Annotated in this window: 12 protein-coding genes; 10 read left to right on the forward strand and 2 right to left on the reverse strand. The window is 59.4% G+C overall.

What is annotated here, in order from left to right; all coding sequences use genetic code 11:
• Positions 1–3: 3 nt before the first annotated feature.
• The 4 genes from prpC (at position 4) to prpD (ending at position 6,876) form a co-directional block, all read left to right on the forward strand.
• Entirely contained in the window at positions 4–1,131 is a 1,128-nt protein-coding gene (gene prpC, locus ACYZTX_RS11395) for a bifunctional 2-methylcitrate synthase/citrate synthase (protein ID WP_462034128.1), read from the forward strand.
• Positions 1,132–1,334: 203 nt separating this feature from the next.
• On the forward strand, positions 1,335–3,926 hold the full coding sequence (gene acnD / locus ACYZTX_RS11400; RefSeq protein WP_462034129.1) for a Fe/S-dependent 2-methylisocitrate dehydratase AcnD: 2,592 nt from the start codon (positions 1,335–1,337) through the stop codon (positions 3,924–3,926).
• A 53-nt stretch (positions 3,927–3,979) separates the two neighbouring features.
• Complete coding sequence (gene prpF / locus ACYZTX_RS11405; protein WP_462034130.1) at positions 3,980–5,170, forward strand: 2-methylaconitate cis-trans isomerase PrpF; 1,191 nt, start codon at positions 3,980–3,982, stop codon at positions 5,168–5,170.
• Between the two features lie 221 nt (positions 5,171–5,391).
• Positions 5,392–6,876, forward strand: a complete 1,485-nt coding sequence (gene prpD / locus ACYZTX_RS11410; RefSeq protein ID WP_462034131.1) for a 2-methylcitrate dehydratase — start codon at positions 5,392–5,394, stop codon at positions 6,874–6,876.
• Here prpD and ACYZTX_RS11415 read toward each other — a convergent pair.
• Complete coding sequence (locus ACYZTX_RS11415; protein ID WP_462037023.1) at positions 6,869–7,753, reverse strand: DMT family transporter; 885 nt, start codon at positions 7,751–7,753, stop codon at positions 6,869–6,871. The genes prpD and ACYZTX_RS11415 overlap by 8 nt on opposite strands.
• A 137-nt stretch (positions 7,754–7,890) precedes the next feature.
• Between ACYZTX_RS11415 and ACYZTX_RS11420 the strand changes: the two genes are divergently transcribed.
• Entirely contained in the window at positions 7,891–9,300 is a 1,410-nt protein-coding gene (locus ACYZTX_RS11420; RefSeq protein ID WP_462034132.1) for an aminotransferase-like domain-containing protein, read from the forward strand.
• A 119-nt stretch (positions 9,301–9,419) separates the two neighbouring features.
• Here the strand turns inward: ACYZTX_RS11420 and ppsR are convergent, their stop codons facing one another.
• Entirely contained in the window at positions 9,420–10,238 is an 819-nt protein-coding gene (gene ppsR / locus ACYZTX_RS11425) for a posphoenolpyruvate synthetase regulatory kinase/phosphorylase PpsR (RefSeq protein WP_131062994.1), read from the reverse strand.
• A gap of 174 nt (positions 10,239–10,412) precedes the next feature.
• On the opposite strand from ppsR, the gene ppsA reads away from it, so the two are divergent.
• From ppsA to ACYZTX_RS11450, 5 genes are all read left to right on the forward strand, one after another.
• Positions 10,413–12,788, forward strand: a complete 2,376-nt coding sequence (gene ppsA / locus ACYZTX_RS11430) for a phosphoenolpyruvate synthase (RefSeq protein ID WP_462034133.1) — start codon at positions 10,413–10,415, stop codon at positions 12,786–12,788.
• A gap of 96 nt (positions 12,789–12,884) precedes the next feature.
• Positions 12,885–13,874 (forward strand): alpha/beta fold hydrolase, encoded by a 990-nt coding sequence (locus tag ACYZTX_RS11435; protein ID WP_462034134.1) that lies wholly within the window; start codon positions 12,885–12,887, stop codon positions 13,872–13,874.
• 137 nt (positions 13,875–14,011) lie between these two features.
• A complete protein-coding gene (gene rraA, locus ACYZTX_RS11440; protein ID WP_462034135.1) occupies positions 14,012–14,503 on the forward strand; it encodes a ribonuclease E activity regulator RraA in 492 nt (163 codons plus the stop codon).
• A 38-nt stretch (positions 14,504–14,541) separates the two neighbouring features.
• Positions 14,542–15,537, forward strand: a complete 996-nt coding sequence (locus ACYZTX_RS11445) for a zinc transporter ZntB (RefSeq protein WP_462034136.1) — start codon at positions 14,542–14,544, stop codon at positions 15,535–15,537.
• Positions 15,538–15,600: 63 nt separating this feature from the next.
• Entirely contained in the window at positions 15,601–15,849 is a 249-nt protein-coding gene (locus ACYZTX_RS11450) for a hypothetical protein (protein ID WP_045060997.1), read from the forward strand.
• The last annotated feature ends 2 nt before the right edge of the window (positions 15,850–15,851 follow it).

Raw genomic sequence — 15,851 nt, forward strand, 5'->3', positions numbered from 1 at the left:
GCAATGGCCGAAGCAAAAGTACTCAGTGGCGCCGGGCTCCGTGGCCAGGTTGCCGGGCAAACCGCTCTGTCCACCGTGGGCCAGTCGGGCGCAGGCCTGACCTATCGCGGCTACGACGTTCGCGAATTGGCGGCTGACGCACAATTCGAAGAAGTGGCGTACCTGCTGCTTTACGGCGAACTGCCGACCAAAACACAACTCGCGGCTTACGTGAGCAAACTGAGCAAGCTGCGCGACCTGCCGCAAGCGCTCAAAGAAGTGCTGGAACGCATCCCCGCCGACGCCCATCCGATGGACGTGATGCGCACCGGTTGCTCGTTCCTGGGCAACATCGAGCCGGAGAAGGACTTCTCTGAACAACACGACATTACCGACCGCCTGCTGGCCGCCTTCCCGGCGATCATGTGCTACTGGTATCGCTTCAGCCACGACGGCAAACGCATCAGCTGCGTGAGCGACGAGCAATCCATCGGCGGCCACTTCCTGCACCTGCTGCACGACAAGAAGCCAAGCGAGTTGCACGTCAAAGTGATGAACGTTTCGCTGATCCTCTACGCGGAACACGAGTTCAACGCCTCGACCTTCACCGCACGGGTGTGCGCCTCGACGTTGTCGGACATGTATTCCTGCGTCACGGCGGCCATTGGCTCGCTGCGTGGTCCGCTGCACGGCGGCGCCAACGAAGCGGCGATGGAAATGATCGAGCGCTTCAGCTCGCCGGAAGAGGCGATCAAAGGCACCCTCGGCATGCTCGAGCGCAAGGACAAGATCATGGGCTTCGGCCACGCGATCTATAAGGACAATGATCCGCGCAACGAGGTGATCAAGGGCTGGTCGAAAAAACTCGCTGACGAGGTGGGCGACACGGTGTTGTTCCCGGTCTCCGAAGCCATCGACAAGACCATGTGGGAGCAGAAAAAACTGTTCCCGAACGCCGACTTCTACCATGCGTCGACGTACCACTTCATGGGCATCCCGACCAAGTTGTTCACACCGATTTTCGTCTGCTCGCGCCTGACCGGCTGGGCGGCGCATGTGTTCGAACAGCGTGCCAACAACCGCATCATCCGCCCGAGCGCCGAGTACGTCGGCGTCGAACAGCGCAAGTTCGTGCCAATCGAACAACGCTGAATGGTGGGGAGCTGAGGCAGCTAACTGAAGGAACCGGGCACCCTGTGGGAGCGAGCCTGCTCGCGAATACGGACTGACATCCAGCAATGATGTCGACTGATGTACCGCTTTCGCGAGCAGGCTCGCTCCCACAGTGGACCGTGTTCACTTCAGGAGCTGTGTCTGGCCCCACCTTTTGCAACCACCGTGACCGAGTCCTGACGATGAACACTGAATTCCGCAAACCGCTACCCGGCAGCCATCTGGATTACTTCGACGTCCGCGCGGCTGTCGAAGCCATCCAGCCCGGCGCCTACGACACGCTGCCGTACACCTCCCGTGTGCTGGCGGAAAACCTCGTGCGTCGCTGCGACCCGGCCACGCTCACCGAATCCCTGAAGCAATTCATCGAGCGCAAACGCGACCTCGATTTTCCGTGGTTCCCGGCCCGCGTGGTGTGCCACGACATTCTCGGCCAGACCGCGCTGGTCGACCTCGCCGGCCTGCGTGACGCTATCGCCCTGCAAGGTGGCGATCCGGCGCAAGTGAACCCGGTGGTGCCGACGCAATTGATCGTCGACCACTCCCTGGCCGTCGAGCGCGGTGGTTTTGATCCGGAGGCGTTCGAGAAGAACCGCGCCATCGAAGACCGTCGCAACGAAGACCGTTTCCACTTCATCAACTGGACCAAAAAGGCCTTCAAAAACGTCGACGTGATCCCGCCGGGCAACGGGATCATGCACCAGATCAACCTGGAGAAAATGTCTCCGGTGATCCAGGTGCGCGACGGCGTGGCGTTCCCCGACACTTGCGTCGGTACCGACAGTCACACTCCGCACGTCGATGCACTGGGCGTGATCGCCATCGGTGTTGGCGGTCTGGAAGCGGAAAGTGTGATGCTTGGCCGCGCGTCGTGGATGCGTCTGCCGGAAAGCGTCGGCGTCGAGCTGACTGGCAAACTGCAACCGGGCATCACCGCCACTGACATGGTGCTGGCGCTGACCGAGTTCCTGCGTCAGCAAAAAGTCGTCGGTGCGTGGCTGGAGTTCTTCGGTGAAGGCGCCTCCGCGCTGACCCTCGGCGACCGCGCGACCATTTCCAACATGGCCCCGGAATACGGCGCCACGGCGGCGATGTTCTACATCGACCAGCAGACCATCGACTACCTGAAACTCACCGGCCGCGAAGACGAGCAGGTGCAGCTCGTAGAGCAATATGCCAAGACCACAGGCCTGTGGGCTGACAGCTTGAAGAATGCGCAATACGAGCGTGGGTTGACCTTCGACCTGTCCTCGGTGGTGCGCAACATGGCCGGCCCGAGCAACCCGCACGCCCGTGTCGCCACCTCGGACCTCGCCGCCCAAGGCATCTCCGGCCAGTGGACCGAAGTGCCCGGCCAGATGCCGGACGGCGCGGTGATCATCGCCGCCATCACCAGTTGCACCAACACCAGCAACCCGCGCAACGTCATCGCCGCCGGCCTGCTGGCGCGCAATGCCAACAAGCTCGGGCTGACCCGCAAGCCGTGGGTCAAATCGTCCCTGGCGCCGGGCTCGAAAACCGTCGCGCTGTACCTCGACGAGGCCGGCCTCACCAGCGAACTGGAACAACTCGGTTTCGGCATCGTCGCTTTCGCCTGCACCACCTGCAACGGCATGTCCGGTGCCCTGGATCCGGTGATCCAGCAAGAGATCATCGACCGCGACCTGTACGCCACTGCAGTATTGTCCGGCAACCGCAACTTTGACGGCCGGATTCACCCGTACGCCAAGAACGCGTTCCTGGCTTCGCCGCCGTTGGTCGTGGCTTACGCCATCGCCGGGACCATCCGTTTCGACATCGAAAAAGATGTGCTGGGCGTGGTTGATGGCAAGGAAATCCGCCTGAAAGACATCTGGCCAAGCGACGAAGAAATCGACGCAGTGGTGAAAGCATCGGTCAAACCTGAGCAGTTCCGTCAGGTCTACATCCCGATGTTCGCCATCCACGAAGACACCGGTCCGAAAGTGACGCCGCTGTACGACTGGCGCGAGATGAGCACCTACATTCGTCGTCCGCCGTACTGGGAAGGCGCGTTGGCTGGCGCTCGTCCGCTCAAGGGCATGCGCCCGCTGGCGGTACTGCCGGACAACATCACCACCGATCACCTGTCGCCATCGAACGCGATCATGCTCGACAGCGCCGCCGGCGAATACCTGGCGAAAATGGGCCTGCCGGAAGAGGACTTCAACTCTTACGCAACCCACCGCGGTGACCACCTGACTGCGCAGCGCGCCACCTTCGCCAACCCGAAACTGTTCAATGAAATGGTTCAGGAGAACGGCAAGGTCAAACAGGGTTCTTTGGCTCGCGTCGAGCCGGAAGGCCAGGTCATGCGCATGTGGGAAGCCATCGAAACCTACATGGAGCGCAAGCAGCCGCTGATCATCATCGCCGGCGCCGACTACGGTCAGGGTTCGTCCCGCGACTGGGCGGCCAAAGGTGTGCGTCTGGCGGGTGTGGAAGCGATTGCGGCCGAAGGCTTCGAGCGCATTCACCGCACCAACCTGGTGGGCATGGGCGTGTTGCCACTGGAGTTCAAACCGGGCACCGACCGCAAGACGTTGGGTATCGATGGCAGCGAAACCTACGACGTGATTGGTTTACGCACCCCGCGTGCCGAGCTGACGCTGGTGATCAACCGCAAGAACGGCGAACGCGTCGAAGTGCCGGTGACCTGCCGCCTCGACACCGCCGAAGAAGTGTCGATCTACGAGGCGGGCGGCGTATTGCAGCGCTTCGCACAAGACTTCCTGGAATCGGCCGTCGCCGTTTAAAACGCAGAGCCGCAGGGGATTTCGAATCCCCTGGCGGCCAATAGAGGAATGACATGGCTCACGTACCTCAAATCAAAATCCCTGCCACCTACATGCGTGGCGGCACCAGCAAAGGCGTGTTCTTCAGCCTGCAAGACTTGCCCGAAGCGGCACAGATTCCCGGCCCGGCTCGCGATGCTTTATTGCTGCGCGTGATCGGCAGCCCCGACCCGTACGACAAGCAAATCGACGGCATGGGCGGTGCGACCTCCAGCACCAGCAAAACCGTGATCCTGTCGAAAAGCATCAAGGCCGATCACGACGTCGATTACCTGTTCGGTCAGGTCTCCATCGACAAGCCCTTCGTCGACTGGAGCGGCAACTGCGGCAACCTGTCGGCAGCGGTGGGTTCGTTCGCTATCAGCAACGGTCTGGTGGATGCCAGCCGCATTCCGCAGAACGGCGTTGCGGTGGTTCGCGTGTGGCAGGCCAACATTGGCAAGACCATCATCGCCCACGTGCCGATCACCCAGGGTGAGGTACAGGAAACCGGCGACTTCGAACTCGACGGCGTGACCTTTCCGGCCGCGGAAGTGCAGGTCGAATTCATGGATCCGGCGGCGGAAGAAGAGGGCGGCGGTGGTTCGATGTTCCCTACCGGCAACCTGGTGGATGACCTGGAGGTGCCGGGTGTCGGGACCTTCAAGGCGACCATGATCAATGCCGGTATTCCGACCATCTTCGTCAACGCCGAAGACATCGGCTACACCGGCACTGAGCTGCAAGGCGCGATCAATAGCGATCCGAAAGCGTTGGCGATGTTCGAAACTATTCGGGCTTACGGCGCGTTGCGCATGGGCCTGATCAAGGATCTGGACGAAGCGGCCAAGCGTCAGCACACGCCGAAGGTTGCCTTTGTTGCCAAGCCAGCGGACTACGTTGCCTCCAGTGGCAAGGCGATTGCGGCGGATGATGTCGACCTGCTGGTGCGCGCGTTGTCGATGGGCAAGTTGCATCACGCGATGATGGGCACGGCGGCAGTGGCGATCGGTACGGCGGCGGCGATTCCCGGCACGTTGGTGAATCTTGCGGCGGGTGGTATTGAACGTAATGCTGTGCGCTTTGGACATCCGTCCGGCACGTTGCGCGTGGGTGCTGAGGCCAGTCAGGTGAACGGTGAATGGACCGTGAACAAAGCCATCATGAGCCGCAGTGCGCGGGTGTTGATGGAAGGGTTTGTTCGTGTGCCGGGCGACTCTTTCTAAATGCACATACCCTGTAGGAGCTGCCGAAGGTTCGGGCCGCGTTCGGACGATCTTTTGATCTTGTCTTTAAAAAGAAAAATCAAAAGATCGTCCGAACGCGGCCCGAACCTTCGGCAGCTCCTACAGTTGATCCCATTTCCAGAATAAGAAAGCAATAACTGACTGAGATTGCCCCCTGAACCGAGGTCCCATCAACGAACCACTTCAAGAGTGAATCGAACATGAGCGCCAACGTCGACCTGAACAACCGCCCCGACTACGACACGGTCCTGCAGGACATCGCCGATTACGTCCTGACCTTCAACATCGAATCCCAAGAAGCCTTGGACACCGCTCGCAACTGCCTGATGGACACCCTCGGCTGCGGTCTCCTGGCCTTGCGTTTCCCCGAATGCACCAAACACCTCGGGCCCATGGTGGAAGGCACCGTCGTCCCTTTCGGCGCTCGCGTCCCCGGCACTCCTTACCGTCTCGATCCAGTCAAAGCTGCGTGGGACATCGGTTGCATCGTCCGCTGGCTTGACTACAACGACACTTGGCTTGCGGCCGAGTGGGGCCATCCGTCCGATAATCTCGGTGGCATTCTTGCGGTGGCCGATCATCTTTCGCAAAAGCGTCTGGCCAATGGCGACGCGCCGCTGACCGTTCGCGCGGTGCTCGAAGCCATGATCATGGCCCACGAAATCCAAGGCGTGATCGCGCTGGAAAACTCCTTCAATCGCGTGGGCCTCGATCACGTCATCCTGGTGAAAGTCGCCTCGACCGCTGTCACCGCCAAGCTGATGGGCGCCAATCGCGAGCAGTTGTTGTCCGCGTTGTCTCATGCCTTCGCCGACGGTCAGGCGCTGCGCACTTACCGTCATGCGCCGAATGCCGGATCGCGTAAATGCTGGGCGGCAGGCGATGCGTCCAGTCGCGGTGTGCGACTGGCGGACATTGCGATGCGCGGTGAGATGGGCATCCCCGGCGTGCTGACTGCCAAACAGTGGGGCTTCTACGACGTGTTGTTCAGCCATACCAACAACGATCTGGCGCTCAAGCCTGAAGACAAACGCGTGTTCAGCTTCTCCCGGTCGTACGGCAGTTACGTGATGGAAAACGTGCTGTTCAAGATCAGCTTTCCGGCCGAATTCCACGCGCAAACGGCGTGCGAAGCGGCGGTGACCCTGCACCCGCAAGTCAGAAATCGCCTGCACGAGATCGACAAAATCGTCATCACCACCCACGAATCGGCGATCCGCATCATCTCCAAGGTCGGCCCGTTGGCCAACGCTGCGGACCGTGACCATTGCCTTCAGTACATGACTGCCGTGCCGCTGGCGTTCGGCGATCTGGTGGCCGAGCAGTACGAGGACGACTTCCACACGGCGCATCCGATCATCGACGTGCTGCGCGAAAAAATGGTCATCGTCGAAGACCCGCGCTACACCCGCGAATACCTGGAGGCCGATAAGCGCTCCATCGCCAATGCGATACAGGTGTTCTTCAAGGACGGCTCCAGCACCGATAACGTATTGGTGGAGTACCCGATCGGCCATCGCCGTCGGCGCACCGACGGCATTCCGTTGCTGGAAGACAAGTTCAAGGCCAACCTGGCGACCCGCTTCAACGCCCAGCGCAGCGCTGAGATCTTTGCGTTGTGCAAGGACCAGGCGGCGCTTGAGGCGACACCCGTGAATCGGTTCGTCGACTTATTCGTCATTTGAGCCACTTTTCCACAGGCAATTTGGTGATCGCAAACCCCGTCAACAAAATCGCCGAGTACATCATCAGTTCCTGGGACAAGGCTTGTCCCTCGTACCAGGCACCGATGATCACCGCGAACACCGGAAAAATGATGAACACAAACGACAGAATGATCGGGCTCAGCCGCTTGAGCAGCAGAAAGTAAACGATAAACCCGCCCACCGACGCCACCAGCCCCAGATAGAGCAGGGCGCTCCATGAACGCGCGGTGATGGCATCGAACACGGGTGCTTCGACATTCAATCCGGCGACAAACAGCATCAGCCCGGCAATGCCGATGGGCAGCGTGTTGTAGGTGATAACGCTGATCGCCGTACCGTGTTTTTTAGTCACCACGTAACACAGCGAATGCATCACCGCCGCGCAGAGGATCGCCAACACCCCGAGCAATTCGGTATGGTCCAGATGCAGCCCTTGGCTGCGGATGATCATGAACAGACTGCCGAAGCCGATGGCGATGCCGAGCACTTGCGACGGGTAGATTTTCTCCCGCAAAAACAGTGCGGAGAACAACAGGATGAACACCGGCATGCAGCTGAATAAAAGCGCCGTCAGACCCGATGACACGTACATCTCGCCGTAGTTGAGCAAGTAATACGGCAGGCTGAAATACGTCAGCGTGACGAAGACAAAGAACCAGCGACTTTCCTTGGGAAACAGCAGCGGTTCACGACGGATCAAAGCGAAGCCGAGAAACAACGGAAAAGCGATCAGGAACCGCAAACCGGCAGCAGTTAGCGGTGGCACGCTTTCAACGGCAATCTTGATCCCCAGCCATGTCGTGCCCCAGCTCAGGCATACGATCAGGAACAACACGCTGGTGATCAGGGCGGCCAGCCAGGGTTTGGCAGTACGTGAAGGTGCGCTGACGGCGATGGACATGATCGAACTCCTTTTATCGTCGGAATTGACCTCCTTCTGCAAAAGGTCTATCCCTGATTGAACCTGTTTCAAGCACGCTATTCGGGGCTGGAATGACTGTCAAAACAAGTATTGCCATGGTGTCAATCCTGCGCGACGGCCTCGCCAACGGTCTGGGGGTCAAATACAAGCGCCTCGCCGACGCAATCGAAAAAGGCATCGCTGAAAGGTTGATCGAGCCCGGCTGCAAATTGCCGCCTCATCGGTTGCTGGCGGATAGCCTCGGTGTGACCATCGGTACCATCAGTCGCGCTTACGGTGAACTCGAACGTGTGGGATTGGTGGTCGCTCGCGTAGGAGACGGCACCTATGTGCGTCAGCGCGGGATAGAACGGCCGCGGGACGGTGGCTTTCGCAATGTCAGCGATGAGCCGCAAGCGTTTTTCGACATGAGCCGCAATCAACCGATTCCCGGGCAGGAAGCGCTTTTTTTGAGTCAGAGCCTGCACGCGTTGTCCCTTGATCCTGAAGCGTTGCATCACATCAGCGGCTACACCGCCGATGTCGGTTTGCCGCGCTATGGAGCGGCGGGCGCGCATTGGCTCAGGCATCAAGGGTTTGTCCCGAGCGCCGAGCAAATCGTTTGCGTGAACGGCGGCCAGCACGGCCTGTTGTGTGCCTTGATGGGGTTGCTCAAGGCAGGCGATACGTTGGTGACGGAGCACCTGACCTACCCGGGGTTGATCAGCGTCGCACGCCAGCTGGGGATCAAACTCATCGGCGTCGGGATGGATGATGAAGGTCTGATGCCCGAGGCCCTGGAGGAGGTTTGCCGCATTCATCGTGTCTCAGCGCTGTATTGCACACCGACGATCCAGAATCCTACGGCGGCGGTGATGTCCTTCGCACGACGCGAGGCGATCGCTGAAGTCTGTCGGCAGCACAATCTGCTGATCTTCGAAGACGAAGCCCATGCCGTGCTGGCGCAACAGCGCCCGTTACCCTTGAGCCATTTCGCCCCGGAGCGCTCGGTGCTGATCGGCAGTCTGAGCAAGGCTGTATCGGCCGGTTTGCGGGTCGGTTACCTGCATGCGCCGCAACCATTGATCGGACGCTTGAGCGCAGCGGTGCGCGGGATGTGCTGGATGGCCAGCCCGCTGTCGCTGGAGGTGGCGAGTCTGTGGATAGAAAACGGGATGGCCGAGCAGTTGCTGGGCCAGCAGATTGTTGAGATCAGTCGGCGCAAGGCGTTGGTCAGTGGGTTGTTGGAGAGTTTGGCGTACAAAACCCATCCCCATAGTCCGCACTTCTGGATTGAAGTGCCTGAGCCTTGGCGGGCGTCGCAGATTGCAGCGGAGCTCAAGGAGAATAACTATCTGATCGCCACTGCCGAGGCGTTTGCGGTCGGGCAGGGGGCGGTGCCGCAGTATGTTCGGGCGAGTGTTTGCAATTCGGCGGGGGATGACAGGTTGCTGCTTCAAGGGTTTGAAGCGTTGGTGGGGGCATTAACTGAAACCGTGTAATCGTTCTTCGCGAGCAGGCTCGCTCCCACACTGGATCTATGTAATGCCATAAATCCCTGTGGGAGCGAGCCTGCTCCGGGCGGCGTTCCGACGAAAGCGGTGTATCAGGTACTACAAATCTACTTGAACCGCCGCTCTACGCCTTTCTCCACCAGGATCTTCGCCGAAATCTCTTCCACCGAAAAATGCGTGGAATTGATGTGCGGAATGTTCTCGCGGCGGAACAGATTTTCCACCTCGCGCACTTCGAATTCGCACTGGGCGTAGCTCGAGTAGCGGCTGTTGGGCTTGCGCTCGTTGCGGATCGCAGTGAGGCGGTCCGGGTCGATAGTCAGGCCGAACAGTTTGTGCTGGTGGGCACGCAGGGTGCCTGGCAGTTGCAGGCGCTCCATGTCGTCTTCGGTCAGCGGATAGTTGGCCGCACGGATGCCAAATTGCATGGCCATGTACAGGCACGTCGGCGTCTTACCACAACGCGACACGCCCACTAGGATCAGGTCCGCCTTGTCGTAATAATGCGTGCGCGCACCGTCGTCGTTGTCGAGGGCGAAGTTCACCGCCTCGATCCGCTCCATGTAATTGGAGTTGCTGCCAATCGAGTGGGACTTGCCGACGGTGTAGGAAGAATGCTCGGTCAATTCCTGTTCAAGCGGCGCCAGAAAGGTCGAGAAAATGTCGATCATGAAACCATTGGACGTTGCGAGGATCTCACGAATGTCCTGATTGACAATGGTGTCGAAGATGATCGGCCGAAAGCCGTCGTTTTCGGCGGCTTTGTTGATTTGTTGTACCATAGCCCGCGCTTTATCCACGTTGTCGATGTAGGGCCGCGTGAATTTGCTGAAGGTAATGTTTTCGAACTGCGCCAGGAGGCTTTGACCGAGGGTCTCGGCTGTGATGCCAGTGCCGTCGGAAATAAAGAAAGCAGATCGTTTCATTTGCACCTTGGGCCTTAAGCTAGTGACGAATCTTGGATATGATAGGCGCGATTTGCCGGCCGCCAGTGGCCCGCATTCTCACTTATTTTCCAGGTCCAGGCCATACAGCCGGCAAACGCTCCCTGTAGCAGCCGGCTTCTGAGCTTTTCCAACACAGTTAGTGGAGAGATCACCTTGGTAGAGTACGTAGTTTCCCTCGATAAGCTCGGCGTCCATGATGTAGAGCACGTAGGGGGCAAGAACGCATCCCTCGGCGAGATGATCAGTAATCTTGCAGGTGCCGGTGTATCGGTGCCCGGTGGCTTCGCCACGACAGCTCAGGCTTATCGTGATTTTCTGGAACTGAGCGGCCTGAACGATCAGATCCATGCCGCCCTCGACGCCCTGGACGTCGATGATGTCAACGCCCTGGCCAGGACCGGCGCCCAGATTCGCCAATGGATCATGGAAGCCGAGTTTCCCGAAAAGCTCAACGCCGAGATCCGCACTGCGTTCGCTACGCTGTCGGCCGGCAACCCTGACATGGCCGTGGCCGTGCGCTCTTCCGCAACTGCCGAAGACCTGCCGGACGCTTCCTTCGCCGGTCAGCAGGAAACCTTCCTGAACATCCGTGGTGTCGAAAACGTTATTCGCGCCGCCAAAGAGGTGTTCGCTTCCCTGTTTAACGACCGCGCCATTTCCTATCGTGTGCACCAGGGCTTCGACCACAAGCTGGTGGCCCTGTCGGCCGGCGTGCAGCGCATGGTCCGCTCCGAAACCGGCACCGCCGGCGTGATGTTCACCCTCGATACCGAATCGGGCTTCCGTGACGTGGTGTTCATCACCGGCGCCTACGGCCTGGGTGAAACCGTCGTACAAGGCGCGGTGAACCCGGATGAGTTCTACGTCCACAAAGGCACGCTGGCAGCCGGTCGTCCGGCCATCCTGCGTCGCAACCTGGGCAGCAAGGCCATCAAGATGATCTACGGCGAAGTCGCCACGGCCGGTAAATCGGTCAAGACCATCGACGTGGACAAGGCTGATCGCGCACGTTTCTGCCTGAGCGACGCCGAAGTCAGCGAACTGGCCAAGCAAGCGATGATCATCGAGAAGCACTACAAGTGCCCGATGGACATCGAATGGGCCAAAGACGGCGACGACGGCAAGCTCTACATCGTTCAGGCCCGTCCTGAAACCGTGAAGAGCCGTACCTCGGCCAATGTCATGGAACGCTACCTGTTGAAAGAAACCGGCACCGTGCTGGTTGAAGGTCGCGCCATCGGCCAGCGTATCGGCGCCGGCAAGGTGCGGATCATCAAGGACGTGTCCGAGATGGACAAAGTCCAGCCAGGCGATGTTCTGGTTTCCGACATGACCGACCCGGACTGGGAACCGATCATGAAGCGCGCCAGTGCCATCGTCACCAACCGTGGCGGTCGTACTTGCCACGCGGCGATCATCGCTCGCGAACTGGGCATTCCGGCCGTGGTCGGTTGCGGCAACGCCACCCAGCTGTTGAAAGACGGCCAGGGCGTGACCGTTTCCTGTGCTGAAGGCGACACCGGTTACATCTTCGAAGGTGAACTGGGCTTCGACATCAAGAAAAACTCCGTGGACGCCATGCCTGATCTGCCGTTCAAGATCATGATGAACGTCGGCAACCCGGACCGCGCCTTCGACTTCGCACAGTTGCCGAACGCTGGTGTGGGCCTGGCCCGACTGGAGTTCATCATCAACCGCATGATCGGTGTTCACCCCAAGGCGCTGCTGAACTACGCCGGGCTGCCGCAGGAAATCAAAGAGAGCGTCGACAAGCGCATTGCCGGCTACGACGATCCGGTCGGTTTCTATGTTGAGAAGCTGGTTGAAGGCATCAGCACCCTGGCCGCTGCGTTCACGCCGAAAAAGGTCATCGTGCGTCTGTCGGACTTCAAGTCCAACGAATACGCGAACCTGATCGGCGGCAAGCTCTACGAGCCGGAAGAAGAAAACCCAATGCTGGGCTTCCGCGGCGCCTCGCGTTACATCAGCGAAGCGTTCCGTGACTGCTTCGAACTCGAATGCCGTGCCCTCAAGCGCGTGCGCAACGAGATGGGCCTGACCAACGTCGAAATCATGGTGCCATTCGTCCGCACCTTGGGCGAAGCCAGCCAGGTCATCGACCTGCTAGCGGAGAACGGTCTGAAGCGCGGCGAAAACGGCCTGCGCATCATCATGATGTGCGAACTGCCGTCCAACGCGATCCTGGCTGAAGAGTTCCTCGAGTTCTTCGACGGTTTCTCCATCGGCTCCAACGACCTGACTCAGCTCACGCTGGGCCTGGACCGTGACTCCGGGATCATCGCTCACCTGTTCGACGAGCGTAATCCTGCGGTCAAGAAGCTGCTGGCCAACGCCATCGCCGCGTGCAACAAGGCTGGCAAGTACATCGGCATTTGCGGTCAGGGCCCTTCGGACCACCCTGATCTGGCCAAATGGCTGATGGAGCAGGGCATTGAAAGCGTTTCGTTGAACCCCGATTCCGTACTGGAAACCTGGTTCTTCCTGGCTGAAGGTCAAGCTCCGGCTTGATGGTGTGAGTGAAAGGGCCGATCAATGATCGGCCCTTTTCGAGATTCAAGTAGGGCGGGCTCCTCTGGAAGCCGCCCTTTTTTGTGCAAGAGCATTATGCAAAGCAGCAGCAACCTATTTCCTGTCGCGCTGATCAGCGCCGAGCGGCGCGGCGATCTGAGCGAAGACGTCTATCGTCTGAAACCCGGCAACAGCCCTGACGGCACCGTCGAACTGGCTGTGACACGTTTGGGCATGGCGGATGGCTCTGACGCGCGCGGCGTTCCGGTCATTTTGCTTCATGGCAGCTTTTCAAATCGCCGGTTCTGGTTTTCCCCCAAAGGTTTGGGGCTGGGCGCCTATCTGACGCGCCTGGGATTCGATGTATGGATTCCGGAAATGCGCGGTCATGGCCTGTCCCAGCGCAACCAGAACTACCGCAAGAACCGCGTCGCCGACTACGCTCGTTACGATTTGCCGGCCATTGGCGCGTTCGTGCGTGAGCAGAGCGGCCAGGTCCCGCACTGGATCGGTCATTCGCTCGGCGGGATTACGCTGGCGGCGGCGCTGGGTGGCGAGTACATCGGCGAACCGGTCGTGGCTTCCGCGGCCTTTTTTGGTACGCAAGTCAGTCGCACCTACTGGCCGTTGAAGATTCCGCCGGTGGAGTGGAGCGGGCGCTTCATTCTCAAGCGTTTTGCCCAGCTGTCCGGTTCACGGCTCAAGCGCGGCCCGGAGGACGAGCCGATTGGCCTGGCACTGGAAAGCATGCGCTGGAATGGCTTGTTCGGGCGCTTTGGTGATGCCGACAAGGATTGGTGGGCCGGATTGGCCGAGGTTCAGTTGCCGGTATTGGCCGTGAGCGCAGTGGGCGATCATCAGGACCCGACCTGGGCCTGTCGCAAACTGTTCGATCAGCTCGGTTCCGAGCAGAAGCAATTTATCAACCTGGGTCGCGACCAAGGCTTTGGCGAAAATTTCGGTCATGTGGAAATGCTCGTCAGCAAAGCCGCCCAGACTGAAGTCTGGCCGTTGGTGGCGCGCTGGTTGGTCGATCAGCAGACGCCATTGCCGGGTGAAAAACCAGATCTGGCCAGGACGGTCTGAGCCTGATGCTCTAACAAGGGCATTTCGCTCCGTTCGGCTTGCGGCTAAGATACGACGCATTGAGCTGTTCTGGTCATTTTCGGTTGCTGAGCTATCAGTGATGTTCGTGTTGTCTTCCTCTTTACAGGAGTTTCTCGATGAACCATTACCTCACGCCTGACCTGTGCGACGCCTATCCGGAACTGGTGCAGGTGCTTGAACCGATGTTCAGCAATTTCGGCGGTCGAGATTCCTTCGGCGGCGAAATCGTGACCATCAAGTGCTTCGAAGACAACTCGTTGGTCAAGGAGCAGGTCGAGCTCAAAGGTAATGGCAAGGTGCTGGTGGTCGACGGCGGCGGTTCCCTGCGCCGCGCGCTGCTGGGCGACATGCTGGCCGAGAAAGCCGCGAAAAACGGTTGGGAAGGGCTGGTGGTCTACGGTTGTATCCGCGACGTCGACGTCATCGCGCAAACCGATCTGGGGGTTCAGGCCCTAGCCAGTCACCCGATGAAAACCGACAAGCGCGGTATCGGTGATCTCAACGTGGCCGTGACCTTTGCTGGCGTGACCTTCCATCCAGGTCACTACATCTATGCGGACAACAACGGCGTGATCATTTCGCCAAGCCCGCTTGCGATGCCTGAATAAAGCACTGCTGGCTTTTTGTTTCAGGACTAGGGGTGAGGATGTTCGAGGAAGAAAACGCGCAGTGGGGGCTGGTGCATGCCCTGGTGCTGGACGGTAAAGGCGGTGCGCGTTCGATAGCCCGGACTGAACTCGATGACTTGCAGCTGCAGGCCCATGAAAGCCTGTGGCTGCACTGGGATCGAAGTCACCCGCAAACCCAGACATGGCTGCGCAAATCCAGCGGTCTGAGTGAATTCAGCTGTGACCTGTTGCTTGAAGAAAACACCCGGCCGCGTCTTGTACAGCTTTCGGACAGCGAACTGCTGCTATTTTTGCGTGGGGTCAATCTGAACCCGGGCGCCGAGCCGGAAGACATGGTCTCGGTGCGGATTTTTGCGTCGGCCCAGCGGGTTATTTCTCTGCGTTTGCGTCCGTTGCGCGCCACCGATGAGTTGCTGGTGCAGCTCGGCGAAGGTAAAGGACCGAAAACTGCGTCAGAACTCATCCTTTATATGGCGCAATACCTCACCAACAAGGTGCAGGATCTGGTCAGTTGCCTCTCGGAAGTGGTCGATGAGGAAGAAGAAAAGCTGGATACCGACGAACGGTATACACCCGAGCACGGAGCCGTTTTGCAGATCCGTCGCAGGGCTGCCGCGCTGAAACGTTTTCTTGCGCCGCAGCGGGATATTTTTGGTCAGCTGACACGGATAAGACTGCCCTGGTTCGTCGAAGACGATGGCGATTACTGGAACGAATTGAACAACAGCCTGACCCGATATCTCGAGGAGCTTGAATTGACCCGGGAGCGGGTGGGGTTGGTCCTCGAGGCCGAAGATAGACGTTTGAGCGTGCGCATGAACCGCACGATGTACCGCTTCGGGATCATCACCGGGATCTTTTTGCCGATGAGTTTTCTGGCAGGTCTCTTGGGTATCAACGTCGGCGGGATTCCGTTCTCCGCAAGCCCTTATGGCTTCCCGATTGCCTGCCTGATGATGGTCTCGGTGGCACTGGGGCAGTGGTGGTTATTCCGACGTTTGCGCTGGGTCTGAGGGTGAGTCATGTGACCCGAGCAAATTTGATCGCGTCTTTCACAGACATCACGAGAGGTGCGTATGCACGATCCGTTTGAACAATCTTTGCGTGACATGCTCAAGGCATCACCGTCCACCCGGGACGACGATGCATGCCTGGGGCGTGTACTGAAAACCGCTAACCGTCAGGTCGGCGCCGGTGATCTGTTCAGCCTGCTGGGCCGTTGGCTGCCCGCGCTGATGATTGCCCTCAACAACGGCTCGGCCCACGTCTCGCCGGTATCCCGTCACCGTAAACCTACCGTTCGCACTGCTGATAAGGCTGATTGAAT

Source organism: Pseudomonas sp. MDT1-17, assembly GCF_054898105.1.

Bases quoted from the DNA above. Each gene is read 5' to 3' on its own strand.
- ACYZTX_RS11420 (WP_462034132.1), top strand. From the start codon at position 7,891: ATGACTGTCAAAACAAGTATTGCCATGGTGTCAATCCTGCGCGACGGC.
- prpD (WP_462034131.1), top strand. From the start codon at position 5,392: ATGAGCGCCAACGTCGACCTGAACAACCGCCCCGACTACGACACGGTC.
- prpC (WP_462034128.1), top strand. From the start codon at position 4: ATGGCCGAAGCAAAAGTACTCAGTGGCGCCGGGCTCCGTGGCCAGGTT.
- acnD (WP_462034129.1), top strand. From the start codon at position 1,335: ATGAACACTGAATTCCGCAAACCGCTACCCGGCAGCCATCTGGATTAC.
- ACYZTX_RS11445 (WP_462034136.1), top strand. From the start codon at position 14,542: ATGTTCGAGGAAGAAAACGCGCAGTGGGGGCTGGTGCATGCCCTGGTG.
- ppsR (WP_131062994.1), bottom strand. From the start codon at position 10,238: ATGAAACGATCTGCTTTCTTTATTTCCGACGGCACTGGCATCACAGCC.
- rraA (WP_462034135.1), top strand. From the start codon at position 14,012: ATGAACCATTACCTCACGCCTGACCTGTGCGACGCCTATCCGGAACTG.
- ACYZTX_RS11435 (WP_462034134.1), top strand. From the start codon at position 12,885: ATGCAAAGCAGCAGCAACCTATTTCCTGTCGCGCTGATCAGCGCCGAG.
- prpF (WP_462034130.1), top strand. From the start codon at position 3,980: ATGGCTCACGTACCTCAAATCAAAATCCCTGCCACCTACATGCGTGGC.
- ACYZTX_RS11450 (WP_045060997.1), top strand. From the start codon at position 15,601: ATGCACGATCCGTTTGAACAATCTTTGCGTGACATGCTCAAGGCATCA.